Annotated in this window: 14 protein-coding genes; 8 read left to right on the forward strand and 6 right to left on the reverse strand. The window is 74.5% G+C overall.

What is annotated here, in order from left to right; genetic code table 11:
* The first annotated feature begins 51 nt into the window (after positions 1-51).
* Both DCW30_RS13785 and DCW30_RS13790 read left to right on the forward strand, forming a co-directional pair.
* Positions 52-2,094, forward strand: a complete 2,043-nt coding sequence (locus DCW30_RS13785) for a P-loop NTPase family protein (protein ID WP_076687283.1) — start codon at positions 52-54, stop codon at positions 2,092-2,094.
* A 6-nt stretch (positions 2,095-2,100) separates the two neighbouring features.
* Positions 2,101-3,696 (forward strand): ABC transporter substrate-binding protein, encoded by a 1,596-nt coding sequence (locus DCW30_RS13790; protein WP_079250205.1) that lies wholly within the window; start codon positions 2,101-2,103, stop codon positions 3,694-3,696.
* Between the two features lie 16 nt (positions 3,697-3,712).
* Here the strand turns inward: DCW30_RS13790 and DCW30_RS13795 are convergent, their stop codons facing one another.
* Both DCW30_RS13795 and DCW30_RS38220 read right to left on the reverse strand, forming a co-directional pair.
* Positions 3,713-4,618, reverse strand: coding sequence for a bifunctional helix-turn-helix transcriptional regulator/GNAT family N-acetyltransferase (locus DCW30_RS13795; protein WP_076687282.1), 906 nt, complete (start codon positions 4,616-4,618; stop codon positions 3,713-3,715).
* 48 nt (positions 4,619-4,666) lie between these two features.
* On the reverse strand, positions 4,667-6,391 hold the full coding sequence (locus DCW30_RS38220; protein ID WP_076687281.1) for a dihydroxyacetone kinase subunit DhaK: 1,725 nt from the start codon (positions 6,389-6,391) through the stop codon (positions 4,667-4,669).
* A 279-nt stretch (positions 6,392-6,670) separates the two neighbouring features.
* Between DCW30_RS38220 and DCW30_RS13805 the strand changes: the two genes are divergently transcribed.
* Entirely contained in the window at positions 6,671-7,468 is a 798-nt protein-coding gene (locus tag DCW30_RS13805; RefSeq protein WP_119271293.1) for an MmyB family transcriptional regulator, read from the forward strand.
* 19 nt (positions 7,469-7,487) lie between these two features.
* On the opposite strand, the gene DCW30_RS13810 is transcribed toward DCW30_RS13805, so the two are convergent.
* From DCW30_RS13810 to DCW30_RS13820, 3 genes are all read right to left on the reverse strand, one after another.
* Positions 7,488-8,927 (reverse strand): bifunctional phosphatase PAP2/diacylglycerol kinase family protein, encoded by a 1,440-nt coding sequence (locus DCW30_RS13810; RefSeq protein WP_079250204.1) that lies wholly within the window; start codon positions 8,925-8,927, stop codon positions 7,488-7,490.
* An 80-nt stretch (positions 8,928-9,007) separates the two neighbouring features.
* Positions 9,008-10,000, reverse strand: coding sequence for an alpha/beta fold hydrolase (locus tag DCW30_RS13815; RefSeq protein WP_076687279.1), 993 nt, complete (start codon positions 9,998-10,000; stop codon positions 9,008-9,010).
* 113 nt (positions 10,001-10,113) lie between these two features.
* The gene (locus DCW30_RS13820) at positions 10,114-10,485 is read right to left on the reverse strand and encodes a DUF488 domain-containing protein (RefSeq protein WP_076687278.1); all 372 of its coding nucleotides are present in this window, start codon (positions 10,483-10,485) and stop codon (positions 10,114-10,116) included.
* 122 nt (positions 10,486-10,607) lie between these two features.
* On the opposite strand from DCW30_RS13820, the gene DCW30_RS13825 reads away from it, so the two are divergent.
* The 3 genes from DCW30_RS13825 (at position 10,608) to DCW30_RS13830 (ending at position 13,116) form a co-directional block, all read left to right on the forward strand.
* Positions 10,608-12,095, forward strand: a complete 1,488-nt coding sequence (locus DCW30_RS13825) for a bifunctional phosphatase PAP2/diacylglycerol kinase family protein (RefSeq protein WP_076687277.1) — start codon at positions 10,608-10,610, stop codon at positions 12,093-12,095.
* A gap of 147 nt (positions 12,096-12,242) precedes the next feature.
* Positions 12,243-12,368, forward strand: a complete 126-nt coding sequence (locus DCW30_RS37910) for a hypothetical protein (protein WP_257788623.1) — start codon at positions 12,243-12,245, stop codon at positions 12,366-12,368.
* A 64-nt stretch (positions 12,369-12,432) separates the two neighbouring features.
* Complete coding sequence (locus DCW30_RS13830; protein ID WP_062771144.1) at positions 12,433-13,116, forward strand: glycerophosphodiester phosphodiesterase; 684 nt, start codon at positions 12,433-12,435, stop codon at positions 13,114-13,116.
* Here DCW30_RS13830 and DCW30_RS13835 read toward each other — a convergent pair.
* Positions 13,113-13,691, reverse strand: a complete 579-nt coding sequence (locus DCW30_RS13835; RefSeq protein WP_076687276.1) for a GNAT family N-acetyltransferase — start codon at positions 13,689-13,691, stop codon at positions 13,113-13,115. The two genes, DCW30_RS13830 and DCW30_RS13835, sit on opposite strands and share 4 nt — an antisense overlap.
* 70 nt (positions 13,692-13,761) lie before the next feature.
* Here DCW30_RS13835 and DCW30_RS13840 point away from each other — a divergent pair, with 70 nt between their 5' ends.
* The gene (locus tag DCW30_RS13840; protein ID WP_076687275.1) at positions 13,762-14,154 is read left to right on the forward strand and encodes a VOC family protein; all 393 of its coding nucleotides are present in this window, start codon (positions 13,762-13,764) and stop codon (positions 14,152-14,154) included.
* 203 nt (positions 14,155-14,357) lie between these two features.
* Entirely contained in the window at positions 14,358-15,704 is a 1,347-nt protein-coding gene (locus tag DCW30_RS13845; protein WP_076687274.1) for an NAD(P)/FAD-dependent oxidoreductase, read from the forward strand.
* Positions 15,705-15,719: the final 15 nt, after the last annotated feature.

The raw sequence follows: 15,719 nt of genomic DNA on the forward strand, positions 1-15,719 counted from the left end.
CCCATGCGAGGTTGACAACAGGAGCGGCACCACGAGGCGGGAACCAGGCGGATGAGCAGAGCGGAAGAGACCCCGCTGTACGGCAGGGACCCTCTCCTGCGCGCGCTCGTCCCCCGGCTCACCGGTCTGAAGTACGACGAGCGCGCCCGTGCGGCCAGGGAGTTCCAGCACGACCTGCCCGTCGTGCTCGTGACGGGACGTCACGGCATGGGGCGCACCGCGGTCCTGCGGGCACTGGCGGCGCGCTACCGCAACCGGCTCCCCCTCGCCCACGTCCGGGTCGAACCGCCCGGGCTCCCGGCGTTCCCACCGACCGCGCCGGACGCGGACGCCGCCGTCGCCGCCGACCTGGTCGGTGTCCTGACCGAGCTGGCACGGCAGCTCGCGCCCTCCTACCGGCGTCCCTTTCCCGTCCTCCTGCCCGGCCTGTTCGCCGTGTCGAGCTGGGAGCCGGGCGACGACTCCACGCGGGACGCCGTGTGCCTGCGCCTCGCCCGGCTGCTCATCGCCTGCCGGCTGGCCGAGGGGCCCGAGCAGGAGCTGCGGCAGACGTGGGCCGGCGCGGCAGAGGCGCGGATCGGCTCCCGAGCGGCGGGAGCGGTGGCCGTCTCGCGGGCCCTGCACGACGCCTACGCCGACCAGTACCGGGCCGGTCCCGAGCGCGACTGGTACCGCGGGCGCTTCCCGCGGTTCGACGACGGCACCGACCCGCTGGAGCTGCTCGGCGAGTGGTACCACCAGGGCGGGGACTACCGCCGCGCGGTCGAGCAGACGCTGATGGCGGCGCTGCGGCACGACGTCGCGGGTTCGTACGGCCGGCTCCAGCGGTGGAACCGCGAGCCCTGGCCGCTGGTGCTCCTCGACGACGTGCACCTGCCCGCGGGGCGGCGCTTCCTCGACCTGCTCCTGGAACACCGCGCGCACAGCGAGTCCCCCGAGCGCGAGGAGCTGGTCGTGGTGGCCACCCGGCTCGGCGAGGCGCCCCGCAGCGACCCCGGCCCCGTCCGGCGCGAACTGGCGGACCTGACCGCCGCCTCCGGCTGGGAGCGCGCCGGCACCTCGCCGTCGGCGGGGCTGCTCACCGTCCCACTGACGCCCCTGACCCGCGACGACGTGCTGCCGCTGCTCGCCGCCGGATCGGCGGGCGCCCCGCTGCACCCCTATCTCGCCTCGGCCCTGCACACCCTGACCGGCGGCCACCCCGCCGCCACGACCACACTGTGCTCCGCGGTCCGTGCCGCCACCCGCGAGGGCCGCGCGGTCGCCCCGCGGGACCTCCTCGAACTGCTCACCGAGGACGGCCGCCCGGTCGGCGAGGCGCTGCTCGAACGGCTGCTGCCCGACCGCCGGCAGCGCGACCGGCTCACCCTGCTCTCCCTCGCCAGGGACAGCACGGCCGCCGAGGCCCTGGCGAGCCGGCTGCGGCTGGAGGGGCCCGAGCAACTGCCCGCGAACGCCGTCACCGACTACCTGGAACAGCAGCACTGGCAGCGCCTGACGCCTCCCGAGAGCCCGCTGGTGACCGATCCCCTGCTGCGGACGCTCCTCGTGCACGAGGCGCGCAGGCTCTCGCCGGGGCCCGACGACAGCCGCGGCTGGCAGGAGATCCACCGCTTCCTGCAGAACCACCACGCCCAGCGCGGCGAGGACGGAGAGGCCGACGCCCTGCGGCACATGCTCGCCGCCGGAGGCGTGGAGACGGTGGTGGCCTCGCTCGCGGAGGAGTTCCAGTCCGAGCAGGACGAGCGGGGCGCCGGACACTGGCTGCTGTGTCTGCGGTATGCCGCGACCGCGCCGACGCCGCCCGCCCGCGACTGGCAGGACGACCGCCTGCGAACGGCGCTCGGCGCGCTCGACGGCCGTTACGCCCACCTCGACGACGTGGAGCGCTGCGTCAACCGCCTGCTGCACGCCCTGTGGTATCTCTCGGAGCCGCACACCGAACCGGACCCCGACACGTGCGCGGCCATCGAACACGAGTTGGCCTACCTCTCGCTGCGTCACCCTTCCTGGCGCGTCGCGCTCGGCCAGGCGGCCCGAAGATGGCCCGCCGCCGCGCGCGACAAGCGCCCCCTCCCGATACCAGGACAGTGAGGAAGCATGCTGTTCCGTCGCCATCCCCGCGAGTGGGGACCGATCGAGTGGGCCGCCGTTCTCGGCCTTGCCGTGGTGGCCGGAGTGGTGACCGTCCTTCTCGCCCTGGGGGCGCGGGGACCGGGCAGGTGCGGGGACGACCTGGCCGAGATCGGCGGGGACTGCGTCGGGGTCACCGAGCACGCCTTCGACGTCGATCCGCGCCTGGGGAGCCTGGTCGAGGCGATCGAGGACGAGAACAGGGAGGTGCGCGAGCAAGCCGACTCCCCCTCCGACAACGGCGCCAGGATCCCGTACGTGCGTATCGCGCTGATGATGCCCTTCTCCGCGGACGAGTCCAGCGCGATGACGACGGACATGATCCGCAGGGCGCTCGCCGGGGCGCTCGCGGCGCAGCAGGAGGCCAACAACGCCGGCGGGCCGCACTACCAGCTGCTGCTCGCCCCCGACGGGCGCAACCTCGACCAGTGGGAGCCGGTCGTCGAGCGGCTCGGTGAGCTGGCCGCCGACAAGAAGGCCCCGCTGGTGGGGGTCACCGGCATCCCCAGCAGCACGCCCGAGACGCGGCAGGCCATAAAGGCGCTCAGCAGGGCGGGGATCCCGACCGTCGGGCCCGTCATCACCGCGGCGGACATGAACGCCGAGCAGTTCTTCAAGACCTCACCGAACAACGAGCAGTTCGCCGGCGCCCTGAAGCAGTACCTGCGGGAGAAGCCGCAGGCCGAGAAGGGGTTCCTGGTCTGGGACAACCGCAGTGAGGACGTCTACTCGCAGAACCTGCGCAAGGTCTTCGAGAAGCACTTCGACGAGGAGTACGACTTCAAGGGCCGCAACTCCAACTTCACCGGCTCCTCCGGTACGGACAAGGGGATTCCCCGGCGGTTCACCGACGCCGCGCAGAAGATCTGCGCGGCCCGGTCGGACACCGTCTTCTTCGCCGGGCGCGACCAGGACCTCCCCGCTTTCGTCAAACGCCTCGCGCAGGAGGGCGACTGCGGGCGGAGCGGACGGCTGCGGCTGCTCAAGGTGGGCATCGGGCTCGAACCGACCCTCACCACGCCCGAGACCGACCGCTGGCTCAAGGAGGCGCGGGCGACGATCGTCGCCGCGTCGTCGGTCGACCCCGCCTGGTGGAAGGGCGAGCACGACCCGCCGCGCGCGCTCGGCCGCTTCATGGGCGTCTACGAGAAGCTGAAGGCGGAGCACGGCTTCGACGAGGAGTTCCTGGACGACGGTTACGCGGTGATGTACCACGACGCGTTCACGCTCCTCGCCGACGCCGTCGACCGCACGTACACCGAGCTGAACGAGGGCCGGGGCGGCTCCGGCGACAATGACGGCAAGGGCGGCGGGGCTCCGCTGAAGCTGACGAAGAACGACGTCTACAACACGCTGATCATGCCGAGCATCACCGCGACCGGTTGCAGCGACTGCCTGCGGGGAGCGGCGGGTGCGTACGGCTTCGAGGGGCCGGACGTGAACGACCAGTGGGCGGTGTGCAAGCCGGTGCCGGTCGTCGAACACCCGGCTGTCGAAGACGACCGCCGCTCGCCGGTGTACCGGACGTTCCGCGGCGCGGGGAAGGACGATTGCCCGGCCTGAGAGCCCGCCGCGGCGCTCAGCGGCGCGGTGCGGGGCGCTTCCCGAGGCGCTTCTCGAACCAGTGGTGGGCGTAGGGCTCGTCGTTGAAGGCGGGGACCTCGCGGTAGCCGTGGGAGCGGTACAGGGCGATCGCCGCGGTGAGCGCCTTGTTGGTGTCCAGGCGCAGGACGTCACGGCCGTGTCCGGCCGCCCGCTCCTCCAGCTCGGTCAGGAGGCGGCGGGCGAGGCCGAGGCCGCGGGCCCGGGGCGCGATCCACATGCGCTTGATCTCGGCCGGGGCGTCGGCCGGCAGCTTCAGGCCCGCGCAGCCGACGGGCTCGCCCCGCTGCCGGGCGACGAGGAACAGGCCGAACGGCGGACGGAGTTCTCCCGGGTCGGGCAGCAGGCTGCGCGCGGGGTCGAAGCCGGTGTCGAAGGCGGCCCGCAGTTCGGTGGCGTAGGCGCGCAGGCAGCTCTGGGCGTCGGGGTGGCCGGGGTCGACGACGTCCAGCGTGACGGTCGCGGCGGTCAGCAGCCGGCCGACCTCGTCCATGGCGTCGACGAGCCGGGCGCGCTGCCCTTCGTCGAGCGGCGCGAGGAGGGACCCGGCGAGGTCGTCGCTGCGGGCGTCGAGCAGCGCCCGCTCCGCGCGGCCCGCCTCGGTGAGCCTGACGGTGCGCACCCGCCGGTCCTCCGGCAGCGGTTCCACCGTCACCAGGCCGTCGGCCTCCAGGGCGCGGAGCAGGCGGCTGACGTAGCCGGAGTCGAGGCCGAGGCGCTCGCGCAGCCGGCGGACGTCCTGGCCCGCTTCGCCGATCTGCCAGAGCAGCCGGGCCTCGCCGACGGGCCGGTCGCCGCCGAGGTAGTGGTCGTGGAGCACGCCCACGCGTTCGGTGACGGTGCGGTTGAACCGCCGTACCCGCTCGATCTGCGCCTCGTCCATTCCCTGACTTTAGTCAGAGAATGGACGGGGCGGCGGCCAGTCTTTCGCTCAGGGCAGGGTGATGTGGCCCGGGGCGGGCAGCCGGGGGGCCGTGGCGGGCTCGTGGATGTCGGCCAGGGCCATGAACAGCAGGGCCACGGCGAGCGCGCCGGGGTCGGGGACGCCGAGGGCGTGGTCGCCCACGTAGCTGGCCCGGCCGCGCCGGGGCCGCAGGGACGCGGTGGCCAGCGCGCCGCGGATGGCGGCCTGGGCCGCTTCCGTGAGCGGGGCCTCGGCTCCGGCGTCCCCGGCGGACGCGGTCAGCGACTCGGCGGCGGGCGCGAGGGCGTCGACCAGCGTGCAGTCGCCGGGGTTCGCGCCGCCGACCCGGTGGATCGCGGCGAAGCCCGCCTCCGCGGCCTCGGCGAGGGCCCCGACCCCCGGCGCCCCGCCGTCCGCGGGCACGGCGGAGGCCAGGTGCTGGAAGAGCAGGCCGAAGAGGGGGCCGCTGGTGCCGCCGACGTCGTCGAGGAAGGCCTCGGCGAGGGCCGTCGTGCCGTCGAGGCCGCGCTCGTCGGCGAGCTTCACCGCGCGCCGCACTCCGCCGGTCAGGTTGTCGCCGAAGTCCCCGTCGCCGACGAGCTGGTCGAGCTTGGTGAGGTTGTCGCGCACCTGGGTGACGGTGGCCGCGTAGCGGTCGAGGAGGGCGCGGTCGCCCGCGGCCCCCTCGGCGGGGGCCGTCCGCGCGGCCTCGGCGGGGACGCCGACGGTGGCCTCGCCGGCGGTCTCGCCGCCGTTCAGCGGGCGGGGCAGGACGAGCGGGGTGCGGGTGGACGCCGTCCAGAGGTCGGCCCAGCCGTCCTCCAGGCGCGTCAGGGTGAGGGAGAAGCCCGCCATGTCGAGGGCGGCGGTGAAGGTGCCGGGGACGACGAAGACCGGGGTGAGGCCGCGGCCGGTCAGCTCATCGCGGAGCAGGACGCCGATGGCGTTCAGTTCCAGTTCCGTGGTGGCGCCGAGGCCGTTGACCAGGGCGAGCACCTCGCCGGGGCCCTCGGGCAGGGCGTCGAGGAGGTCGTCGGTCATCCGCCGGACGAGGTCGCCGACGGCGGGGCGGGCGATGGTGCGGATGCCCCGCTCGCCGTGGATGCCCACGCCGTAGTCCAGGGTCCCCTCATCCAGGGTGAACGCCGGGCTCACCGTCGTGGGCGAGGTCTGGGCGCGGGCGGCCACCGCGATGCTGCGCGACCGGGCCACGACGCGCCGTCCGAGCTCGGCCAGCTCCTCCAGGGAGGCGCCCCGGTCGGCCGCCGCGCCGAGCAGCTTCTCGACGACGACGGTGGCGGCGGTCCCCCTGCGGCCGGTCGCGCTGTCGGCGCTGTCGGTGGCCAGGTCGTCCTCGACCAGGACGGTGGCCACGGGGACGCCGTCGTGCCGCAGCCGCTCGGCGGCGATCTGGAAGTTGATGACGTCGCCGGTGTAGTTCTTGACGATGTGCAGGACACCGCCGCTCCTTGCCGCGGCGGCGCTGGCCTCGTAGATCTGCCGGTTGTGCGGCGAGGCGAAGATCTCGCCGGGGCAGACGGCGTCCAGGCCGCCGCGCCCGAGCAGCCCGGTGTGCAGGGGCTCGTGTCCGGAGCCGCCGCCGGAGACCAGCGCGACCGTGCGGTCGGGGTGCGGATCGCGGGCGCGCAGGTACAGCGGTGCGCCGTTCACCTCGATCATGCCGGGGTGGGCGAGCGTCAGGCCGCGGGCTGCGGTCAGCACGGGGGCGTTCTCCGGGAGGAAGTAGCTCATGCGCGTTCTCCGTGGTGTGCGGGGCTGCGGGTGTCGCGGGGTGCGGGGCCGCGGGTGTCGCGGGGTGCGGGCCCGCGTCGCCGGCCTGGGGCGCGCCGACCGGCTCACCCTGGCTCCCGGGCGGCCCCGAAGAACGGCACGCACGCGTACCGGCACTCCGCGGTTCCGGTCCTCGCGGCCGTGTGCGACGCTGTCAACCTGCACCCGCCCGGCCGCCGTAACGCGCAGGGCACGCGGCAGCCACCGGCAGGACACCCCATCTTTGCGAGGTCTTTACCCGTGCCCGACCCGCGTCGCGAGGACCTCGGCCGGATGCTGCGCGCCTGGCGGATGGCGCGCGACCCCCGTGACCTGCCGGGACCCGTGCCGTTCCGGGGCCACCGCAGCTACGTCACCCAGCTCGACATGGCGCTGCTGCTCGGCGTCTCCGAGCGCTGGTACCGCGCCCTGGAGCGCGGCGAGGACCGCGCCCACGCGCCCGAGCTGATCGCCGGTGTCGTCCGCGTCCTCGCCCTCGGGCCGGCCGAGGCGGACGCCCTGTACCGCGGCGCCGGGCTCCGGTCGCCGGCGCGCCCCGCCGGTTCGGCGCCGCCGCCCGACGCGGCCATGCTCGACCTGCTGCACCAGCAGCGGCGGGTGAGCTGGATCTGCGATCAGGCCTGGGACGTGGTCGCCGCCAACACTGTGGCCGCGCGCCACTGCCCCTGGCTGATGCACCCCGGCGCCAACGTCATGACCTGGGCGTTCTCACCCGAGGCCCGCTATCAGCTCCGGCAGTGGGAGACCCGGTGGGCAGGGCCGCTGCTCGGCCTGCTGCGCCTCGCCTGGCAGCGCTGGCCGGAGAACGAGCGCCTGACCGAGGTGGTGGCCGCCGTGCGCGCGGAGCCCGGCGTCGCCGCGCTGTGGGACACCGCCACCGACCTCACGCCGCTCGAAGCCGAACCCCGGCCGATGTACTTCCCGCTGGTCGCGCCCGACCCGGTGGACGTCCACGTCATGGCCTACGGGCGCTTCGACGACACGGCGCACCGCTGGCTCGTCCTGTCGCCCGCCGACCCGGCGGTCACCTTCCCCTAGCCGCACATGGCCGCGGAGGTCAGTCGGCCGTCGGGCGGTACACGGTGAGCGCCTCGGGGAGCTTGTCGATCAGGAGCGCGGGCGGAGCGGGCGTGACCTCGCCGTCGTACGCCATGTGGGTGCCTTCCGGCAGTCCGGAGATGACCAGGCGCTGCGGCTTGGCGGCGGCGTAGACGCGGGTGCGGGTGAGCTGGCCCGCGAGGGCCGCGGCGAGCAGCCGGCTGCGGGCGAAGCGGCCCGCGTGGGCGATGCGGACGTCGAGCAGCCCGTCGGCCAGGTCGTGCCGGCGCACCGGGGCGATGCCGACGCTGCGGTAAGCGCCGTTGCCCGCGAAGAGGAGCCACATGGAGCGGCGGCGGCCGTTCACCACGGCGCGCAGCGGACGGCCCGTGCGCAGGATCTGCAGGACACCGAGGAGCGTGGCGGGCGGGCCGCCGATCTTCGGGGACCAGTGTTCCCTGCTGCGGACCAGCTCGGGGTAGCTGCCGAGGCTGAAGGTGTTGAGGAAGTGGGCCTCCTCGGCGTGGACCCTGCCGCCGGGGCCGAGGCCGGACAGCGGCTTGATCCGCCCCACGTCGGCGCGGACCGCGCTGCCCCGGCCCACCGCGACGCAGGCGTCCGCGATCGTGTCGACGCCCAGGTCGGCGGCGAAGTGATTGAACGTGCCGCCGGGCAGCACCATCAGCGGCACGTCGAACCGCAGGGCGGGCGCGACGGCGGCGTTGACCGTGCCGTCGCCCCCGCACACCCCGAGGACGCCGCCGCGCCGGGCCGCTTCCCTGGCCGCCTCTTCGAGGACCTTGGGCAGGGCGCCCGCCTCCTCCTCGTAGAGGACCACCTCGGCGCGCGGCAGCGCGGTCTTGATCTGCCGTACGGGGTCGGCGAGTTGCGGCTGCGCGCCCGACGAGGGGTTGACGACCACGATCAGGCCGTCGCCCTCCGGCAGCGCGGGCGCGTCGACGCGCGGCCGTGCGGGCGGCGGGAGCTGGGCGCGGGTGGGCACCATGCCGCGCACCGCGTAGGCGGCGCCCACGCCGAGGGCCGCGCCCACCAGGACGTCCCGGGGGTCGCGCGCGCCGCCGTGGATCCGGGAGTACGCCACCGAGGCCGCGACCGGGGCCAGGGCCGCTCCCCAGCCGGGCGCCTCCAGGGCCGCGCCCGCCGCGAAGGCCGCCGCCGAGGCGGTGTGGCCCGAGGGGTAGGGGCCGGTGAGCGGCTTGCGGGGCAGGTGCCGCAGAAGGGGGGCGGCCTCGTGGACCGGGCGTGAACGGCTCACCGCGCTCCTGCTCAGGGTGTTGACGGTGGCCGACGCGAGGCCCATGGACGTGAGGCCGCGCACCGCGGCGCGCCGCCCCCGCACTCCGCCGAACACCCACATGCCGGCGGCGACCCCGCAGAACAGCAGCCGGTGATCGACGCCGAGCAGCCGCCGGGCGCGATGCCTCAAGAGATCCTTCATGCTCCCCGCCTACCCCGGAAGCCGCGCGGAAGGCCGGCCGGGGCGAAGCAGTGCGCGAGATCACTCGGGGAGGCGGTGGTTCAGGCGGGCAGGGCGGCGAGCCAGTCCGTCAGGAGCCGGTTCACCTCGGCGGGCCGCTCCTGCTGGACCCAGTGGCCGCAGCCGTCGAGGAGGTGCGTGCCGCTCAGGCCCGGCAGGGTGTCGGGGAACGCCTTGATCGCATCCGCCAGCCAGGTCGTGGAGGCGTCGAGGGCTCCGCCGATGAACAGGCTCGGCACGGTGAGCGGCGCCCCGGCGAAGCGGGCCAGGTCCTCCCAGTCGCGGTCCATGTTCCGGTAGCGGTTGAGCGCTCCGGTCAGGCCGGTCCGCTCGAACTCCCCCGCGTAGACGTCGAGTCCGGCCTCGTCGAGCCAGCCGGGCAGGGCTCCGGCGGGGAACCGCTCGCGCAGGGTGCCGCCGGGGCCCGTGAAGTGCGGGCCGGGGTCGCCGGGGCCGGGCATGGCGTCGGCGGAGAGCGCGGCGTAGAAGCCCGCGAGCCAGCCGCGCACGTCCGGCTCGATCTCGGCCTCGGCACGGCCGGGCTCCTGGAAGTACGAGACGTAGAACTCGTCCCTCCCCTCACCGCCCATGCCCGCGAACACCTCGCTGGGGCGCGGGCCGCCGGGCGGGGTGTACGGGACGCCCAGCAGGGCGGCGGCGCGGAAGACGTCCGGCCTGACGAGCGCGGAGTGGGCGGCGATGGTCGCGCCCCAGTCGTGCCCGACGACCACCGCGCTCTCCTCGCCGAGGGCGCGGACCACGGCGGCGTTGTCCTCGACGAGGTCGAGCATCCGGTACGCCGCCACGTCGGCGGGCCGGCTGGAGCGCCCGTAGCCGCGGACGTCGACGGCGACGGCCCGGTACCCGGCCGCGGCCAGCGCGGGCAACTGGTGCCGCCAGGAGTACCAGGACTCGGGAAAGCCGTGCACCAGCAGGACCAGGGGCCCCGTGCCCTGCTCCACCAGGTGGACGCGGCCCGCGGGCGAGGGGACGAGGCGGTGCGTGCGCTGGGCGGCGGTCGTGGACTGCGGCATGGGCCCTCCAGGGGCGCTCGACGGACCGGTGACGTGCGCACGAGCATGCGACGGACGCCACGCGGCGGACGAGATGTGTTGCCGGTCCGGCAAAGTCTCCGCCCCCGGTGGGTTCACCCCGACCGCAGCACGTCGGCCAGGACCCGCACATGGCCGTGCGGCAGGTCCTTGGTCGCCGTGAGCAGGGTCAGCCGGTCCGAGCGCGCGAGGCCGCGCAGCCGGTCGAGGTCCGCCGCGCGGTCGGCGTCGTCGAGTTCCCGCCGGTAGCGCTCGGCGAACGCGTCGAACTTGGCCGGGTCGTGGCCGTACCACTGGCGCAGTTCGGTGGAGGGCGCGAGCTCCTTCTCCCAGGCGTCGAGCGCGGCGCGGTCCTTGGAGATGCCGCGCGGCCACAGCCGGTCGACGAGGACGCGGGAGCCGTCGTCCGGTTCCGCGGCGTCATGGACCCGCTTGACCTGGATGTCGAGAGAGCGTCCTGTCGTCATATCGGCATTCTCCCCGGTGTGGTGGGGTCGGCATTCCGGGTCCGGCGGCGGTCTCGTCCGCGCTTGACCCGTTCGGGCGAGCAGCGCGGGCCCCGTTCCGCCTGCCCTGTTGCAGTGAGGCCATGACGGGACGCATCGGCAGGACCGACCGACGGTGGTTCGCACGGGTGGCCGCGGCGAGGCCGACCGGCGCCGACCGGGTGCTGCCGCCGCTGAGCACCGCCGCGAACCACGGCCGGCTGTGGCTCGGCTCGGCCGCCGCGCTGGCCCTCGCCGGCGGCCCCGTGGCCGGGCGTGCCGCGCTCCGGGGCGTGGGCGCGCTCGCCCTGGCGTCGCTGACCGCCAACGCGGCCGCCAAGCACGCCGTGCGCCGCGGCCGCCCCGGGCTCGACGCGGTCCCGCTGGTGCGGCGGCCGGCGAAGACGCCGTGGACGTCGTCGTTCCCCTCGGGGCACGCGGCCTCGGCGGCGGCCTTCGCGACGGGCCTCGCCCTGGAGTCGTCGCGGTACGGCCTCATGGCCGCGCCGGTCGCGGCGGCCGTGGCGTTCTCCCGGGTCTACGTGGGGGTCCACTACCCCTCGGACGTGCTCGCGGGCTGTGCGCTCGGCGTGGCCGCCGCCGCGGTGACCTGCTACTGGTGGCCGCCGCGGCCGAGCACGGAGCCGGACGGGCGGACCCGCGTGGCGGCGCCCGCGCTGCCCGGGGGCGAGGGCCTGGTGGTCGTCCTCAACTCGGGGTCGGGCAGCGACATGCCGGGCCGGACGCCCGCCCGGCAGCGTCTGGAGCAGTTGCTGCCGAGGGCCGAGATCCTCGCGTGCGGCCCTGGCGGCGATCTGGACGAGCTCTTGGACGAGGGGGCCGCGCTCGCCGCCGGGAGGGGCGGGGTGCTCGGCGTCTGCGGCGGCGACGGCACGGTCAACGCCGCCGCGCGCCGGGCCGCGGCGGCGGGGCTCGCCCTCGCGGTCTTTCCCGGCGGCACCCTGAACCACTTCGCCCAGGACGTGGGGGCGGCCACCTTCGAGGACACGGCGGGCGCCGTGGAGCGCGGCGAGGCCGTGCGGGTGGACCTGGCCAGGGTGCACGACGGGGACGGCACGGTCGTCGCGGGGTTCGTGAACACCTTCAGCATCGGCCTCTACCCCGAACTGGTGCGCAGGCGCGAGAAGCTGGAGGGCCGCATCGGCAAGTGGCCCGCGGCGGCCGTGTCCCTCCTCGCCGTGCTCCGTGACGCGACGCCGCTGCGGGTCGGGATCGACGGCCACGACCGCGTCCTGTGGCTGCTCTTCGCGGGCAACGGCCGCTACGTCCCCGACGGCCTCGCCCCCTCGCACCGGCCCCGCCCCGACGACGGGCTCCTGGACGTCCGCACGGTCGACGCCGAGGCGCCGCTGGCCCGTACCCGGCTGGCCCTGTCCTCCCTCGGCGGGGCGTTGCGGCGCTCGCGGGTCTTCACCGCCGAGCGGGTCGAGCGGCTGCGGATCAGCGGCCTGGAGGACGTCCGCGACCTCGCGTACGACGGTGAGATCGCGTCGGCCCCGGCGACCCTGTTCCTGGACAAGCAGCGGGGCGCGCTGACGGTCTACGCCCCGCCGGGCGCCACCGCGGGGTGAACGGCGCGCTCGCGCGAGGGGCGTCACACCCGGAGGTCAACCTCTGGAGGACGCGCCCACCTGCGGGTGAAGCGGCTCGCGGCGACGGGCGCCCGAGCGGTAGGACGAGCGGGGTCAGCCGTCCCCGCCACAGGGAGCAGCGCACCCGTGAGCACCCGTGCAGTCCTTGTCGCAGCCCTCGTCACCGGCCTCGTCCTCGGCATCGTGGGCACCAGGGCGGACGCCGTCACCCACCCCCGTAAGACTGGTTCCCTCGCCGAGACGGGCCGTTAGGCTGCGACATTGCCGCGCCGTTGCCGTGCGGCCACCAGCCGCCGTCGACGGAAGCGAGCGAACCTTGAACTTCCTCACCATCGGTCATCGCGGGGTCATGGGTGTCGAACCCGAGAACACCCTTCGCTCCTTCATCGCCGCCCAAGCCGCGGGCCTCGACCTCATCGAGCTGGATCTGCACCTGAGCAAGGACGGCGCCCTCGTCGTCATGCACGACGCCGACGTCGCCCGGACGACCGACGGCAAGGGGCCGATCGCCGAGAAGACGCTCGCCGAGCTGCGCGAGCTCGACGCGGGCCGCGGTGAGCGCGTCCCCGTCTTCGAAGAAGTGCTCGACGCGGTGCGCGCGCCGCTCCAGGCCGAGATCAAGGACGTGGCCGCCGCGCGCGCCCTCGCCGAGGTCATGCACCGCCGCGACCTGGTCTCCCGGGTGGAGGTCATCTCCTTCCACGACGAGGCGATCGCGGAGATCGCGCGCCTGGTGCCGGGGGTGCGCACCGCGCTCGTCGCCAGCCGCTACGGCGCCGACGTCGTGGAGCGCGCCACGGCCGTCGGCGCCACCACCCTCGTGCTCAACATCCGGCGCCTCACCCTGGAGATCGTCGAGCACGCCAGGAAGGCCGATCTGCGGATCATCGGCTGGGTCGTGAACACGCAGGACGACCTGCGCCTGGTGCGCGCCCTCCAGCTCGACGGCGCGACCACGGACTACCCCGAGATCAAGCGCACCGGCCGCTTCACGGCCTAGCCGCGCCCCGGTCCGGCCGTTGTGTCGACGAGGTCCTTGACGAGCAGCTCGAACCGCAGGTCGTCGCGTTGCGGGATGCCGAAGCGCTCGTCGCCGTACGGGAAGGGCGTCATCTCTCCCGTACGGCGGTAGCCGCGCCGCTCGTACCAGGCGATGAGGTCCTCGCGTACGGAGATCACCGTCATGTGCATCTCGCGGGCGCCCCACTCCTCGCGGGCCACGCGCTCCGCCTCGGCGATGATGACCTTGCCGAGGCCCGCGCCCTGCTGGGCGGGGCTCACCGCGAACATCCCGAAGTAGGCGTGCCCGCCGCGGTGTTCGAGCTGGCAGCAGGCGACCAGTTCGCCGTCCCGCTCGACCGTCATCAAGCGGCTGCCCGGCGCGTCGATGACCTCGGCGACGCCCTGGGGGTCGGTGCGCTGCCCCTGGAGGATGTCCGCCTCGGTGGTCCACCCGGCGCGGCTGGAATCGCCGCGGTACGCCGACTCGATGAGCGTCACGAGCGCGTCGACGTCGGCGGGTTCCGCGTCGCGGAAGGCCAGTTCTCCGGTACGCGGACGCGGGGCGGTGTCCATCGGTTCTTCTCCGATTCTCGGCGCGGCACAGTGCACCGCCGAGCCTAACCCGCGGCTAGGGTGCGGCCGCATGGTGCATGTACTGAGCAGCAGGACCCTCCTCCACCCCGGCGATCCCGAGCGTTCGCGCGCTTTCTACGGCGAGGCGCTGGGCCTCGCCGTGTACCGCGAGTTCGGCACGGGCCCCGAGCGCGGCACGGTCTACTTCCTCGGCGGCGGCTTCCTCGAACTCTCCGGGCGCTCAAAGACGCCGCCCCCGCCCGAGCTGCGGCTCTGGCTCCAGGTCCCCGACGTCCACGCGGCGCACGAGGAGCTGGCCGAGCGCGGCGTCGAGGTGGTCAGGCCGCCGGTGAAGGAGCCGTGGGGGCTGATCGAGATGTGGATCGAGGACCCCGACGGGCTCAGGATCGTCCTCGTGGAGGTCCCGCACGACCACCCGATCCGCTACCGCCCCGGGATCTGAGCGCGCGGCGCTCCGGTCATCCGTTCCGCACGTGGGTGGCGAGGTCCACCGTCTCCGCCACCCACGTGAGCCACGTCACACGACTAATCCATCCGGGATGCAGGGGTACACGGCCACAGGTACGGTCCAGAAGATCCATGACGACTCCTGACGGCCCCCCACGGCCCTGAAGACGATCTCCCACTCCCTTGGAGAGACATCACATGGCAGCTCCCCGGATCCTCATCGTCGGCGGCGGATTCGCCGGCATGGAGTGCGCTCACAAGCTGGAGAAGACGCTCGCCCCCCACGAGGCCGAGCTGCGGCTGATCAGCCCCATGGATCACCAGCTCTACCTCCCCCTCCTCCCCCACGTCGCCGCCGGCGTGCTCACCCCGCAGTCGGTCGCGGTGCCGCTGCGCCGGATGCTGCGCCGCACGGCCATCGTGCCGGGCGGCGCCATCGGCATCGACACGAAGACCAAGACCGTGTTCGTGCGGAAGATCAACGGCGAGGAGGTCGTGGAGCGCTACGACTATCTCGTCCTGACGCCCGGCAGCGTCACACGGCAGTTCGACATCCCCGGCGTCGACAAGTACGCGGTGGGCGTCAAGACGCTCGCCGAGGCCGCCTGGATCCGTGACCACGTCATCTCCCAGCTGGACCTGGCCTCGGCAAGCTCCTCCCGCGAGGAGCGCGAGCAGCGCCTGCAGTTCGTCGTGGTCGGCGGCGGCTACGCGGGCACCGAGACCGCCGCCTACCTCCAGCGCCTGACGTGCGCCGCGGTCAAGCGCTACCCGCGCCTGGACGTCTCGCAGATCAAGTGGCACCTGGTCGACATCGCGCCGAAGCTCATGCCCGAGCTGGGCGGACCGCTCGGCGACAAGGCCATGGAGATCATGCGGCGCCGGGGCGTGAACGTCTCGCTCGGCGTGTCCGTCGCCAAGGTGACCGAGGACACCGTCACGCTCACCGACGACCGGGTCCTGCCGTGCCGCACGCTGATCTGGACCGCGGGGGTGGCCCCGAGCCCGCTCATCGCGACGCTCGGCGCCGACACCAACCGCGGCCGGCTCGTCGTCAGGCCGGACCTGACGGTGCCCGACCTCGACGGGGTCTTCGCGCTCGGCGACGCGGCGGCCGTGCCGGACGTCGTCAAGGGCGGCGACGCGATCTGCCCGCCGACCGCGCAGCACGCCATGCGCCAGGGCTGGACCGCCGCGAAGAACGTCCTCGCCTCGCTGCGCGGCACCCCGCTCACCGACTACCGGCACAAGGACCTGGGTCTGGTGGTGGACCTCGGCGGCATCCAGGCGGTGTCGAAGCCGCTGGGCGTGCAGCTCTCGGGGCTGCCCGCGCAGGTCGTGGCGCGCGGGTACCACCTGGGCGCGCTGCGCACCGTCACGGCCCGCTTCCGCACGGCCGCCAACTGGGGCCTCAACGCGATCGCCGGCGACGACTACGTCCGCACCGGATTCCAGGCCCAGCGCCCGGCCACCCTCAAGGACTTCGAGATGACGGACGCCTACCTGTCGCCGGAGGAGATCGAGCAGCGCGTGGCGGCGGCGTGACCGGCCGGACGCGGG

Origin of the sequence: Streptomyces alfalfae (assembly GCF_004127445.1) — a bacterium.
GTDB classification, from domain to species: Bacteria; Actinomycetota; Actinomycetes; order Streptomycetales; family Streptomycetaceae; genus Streptomyces; species Streptomyces alfalfae.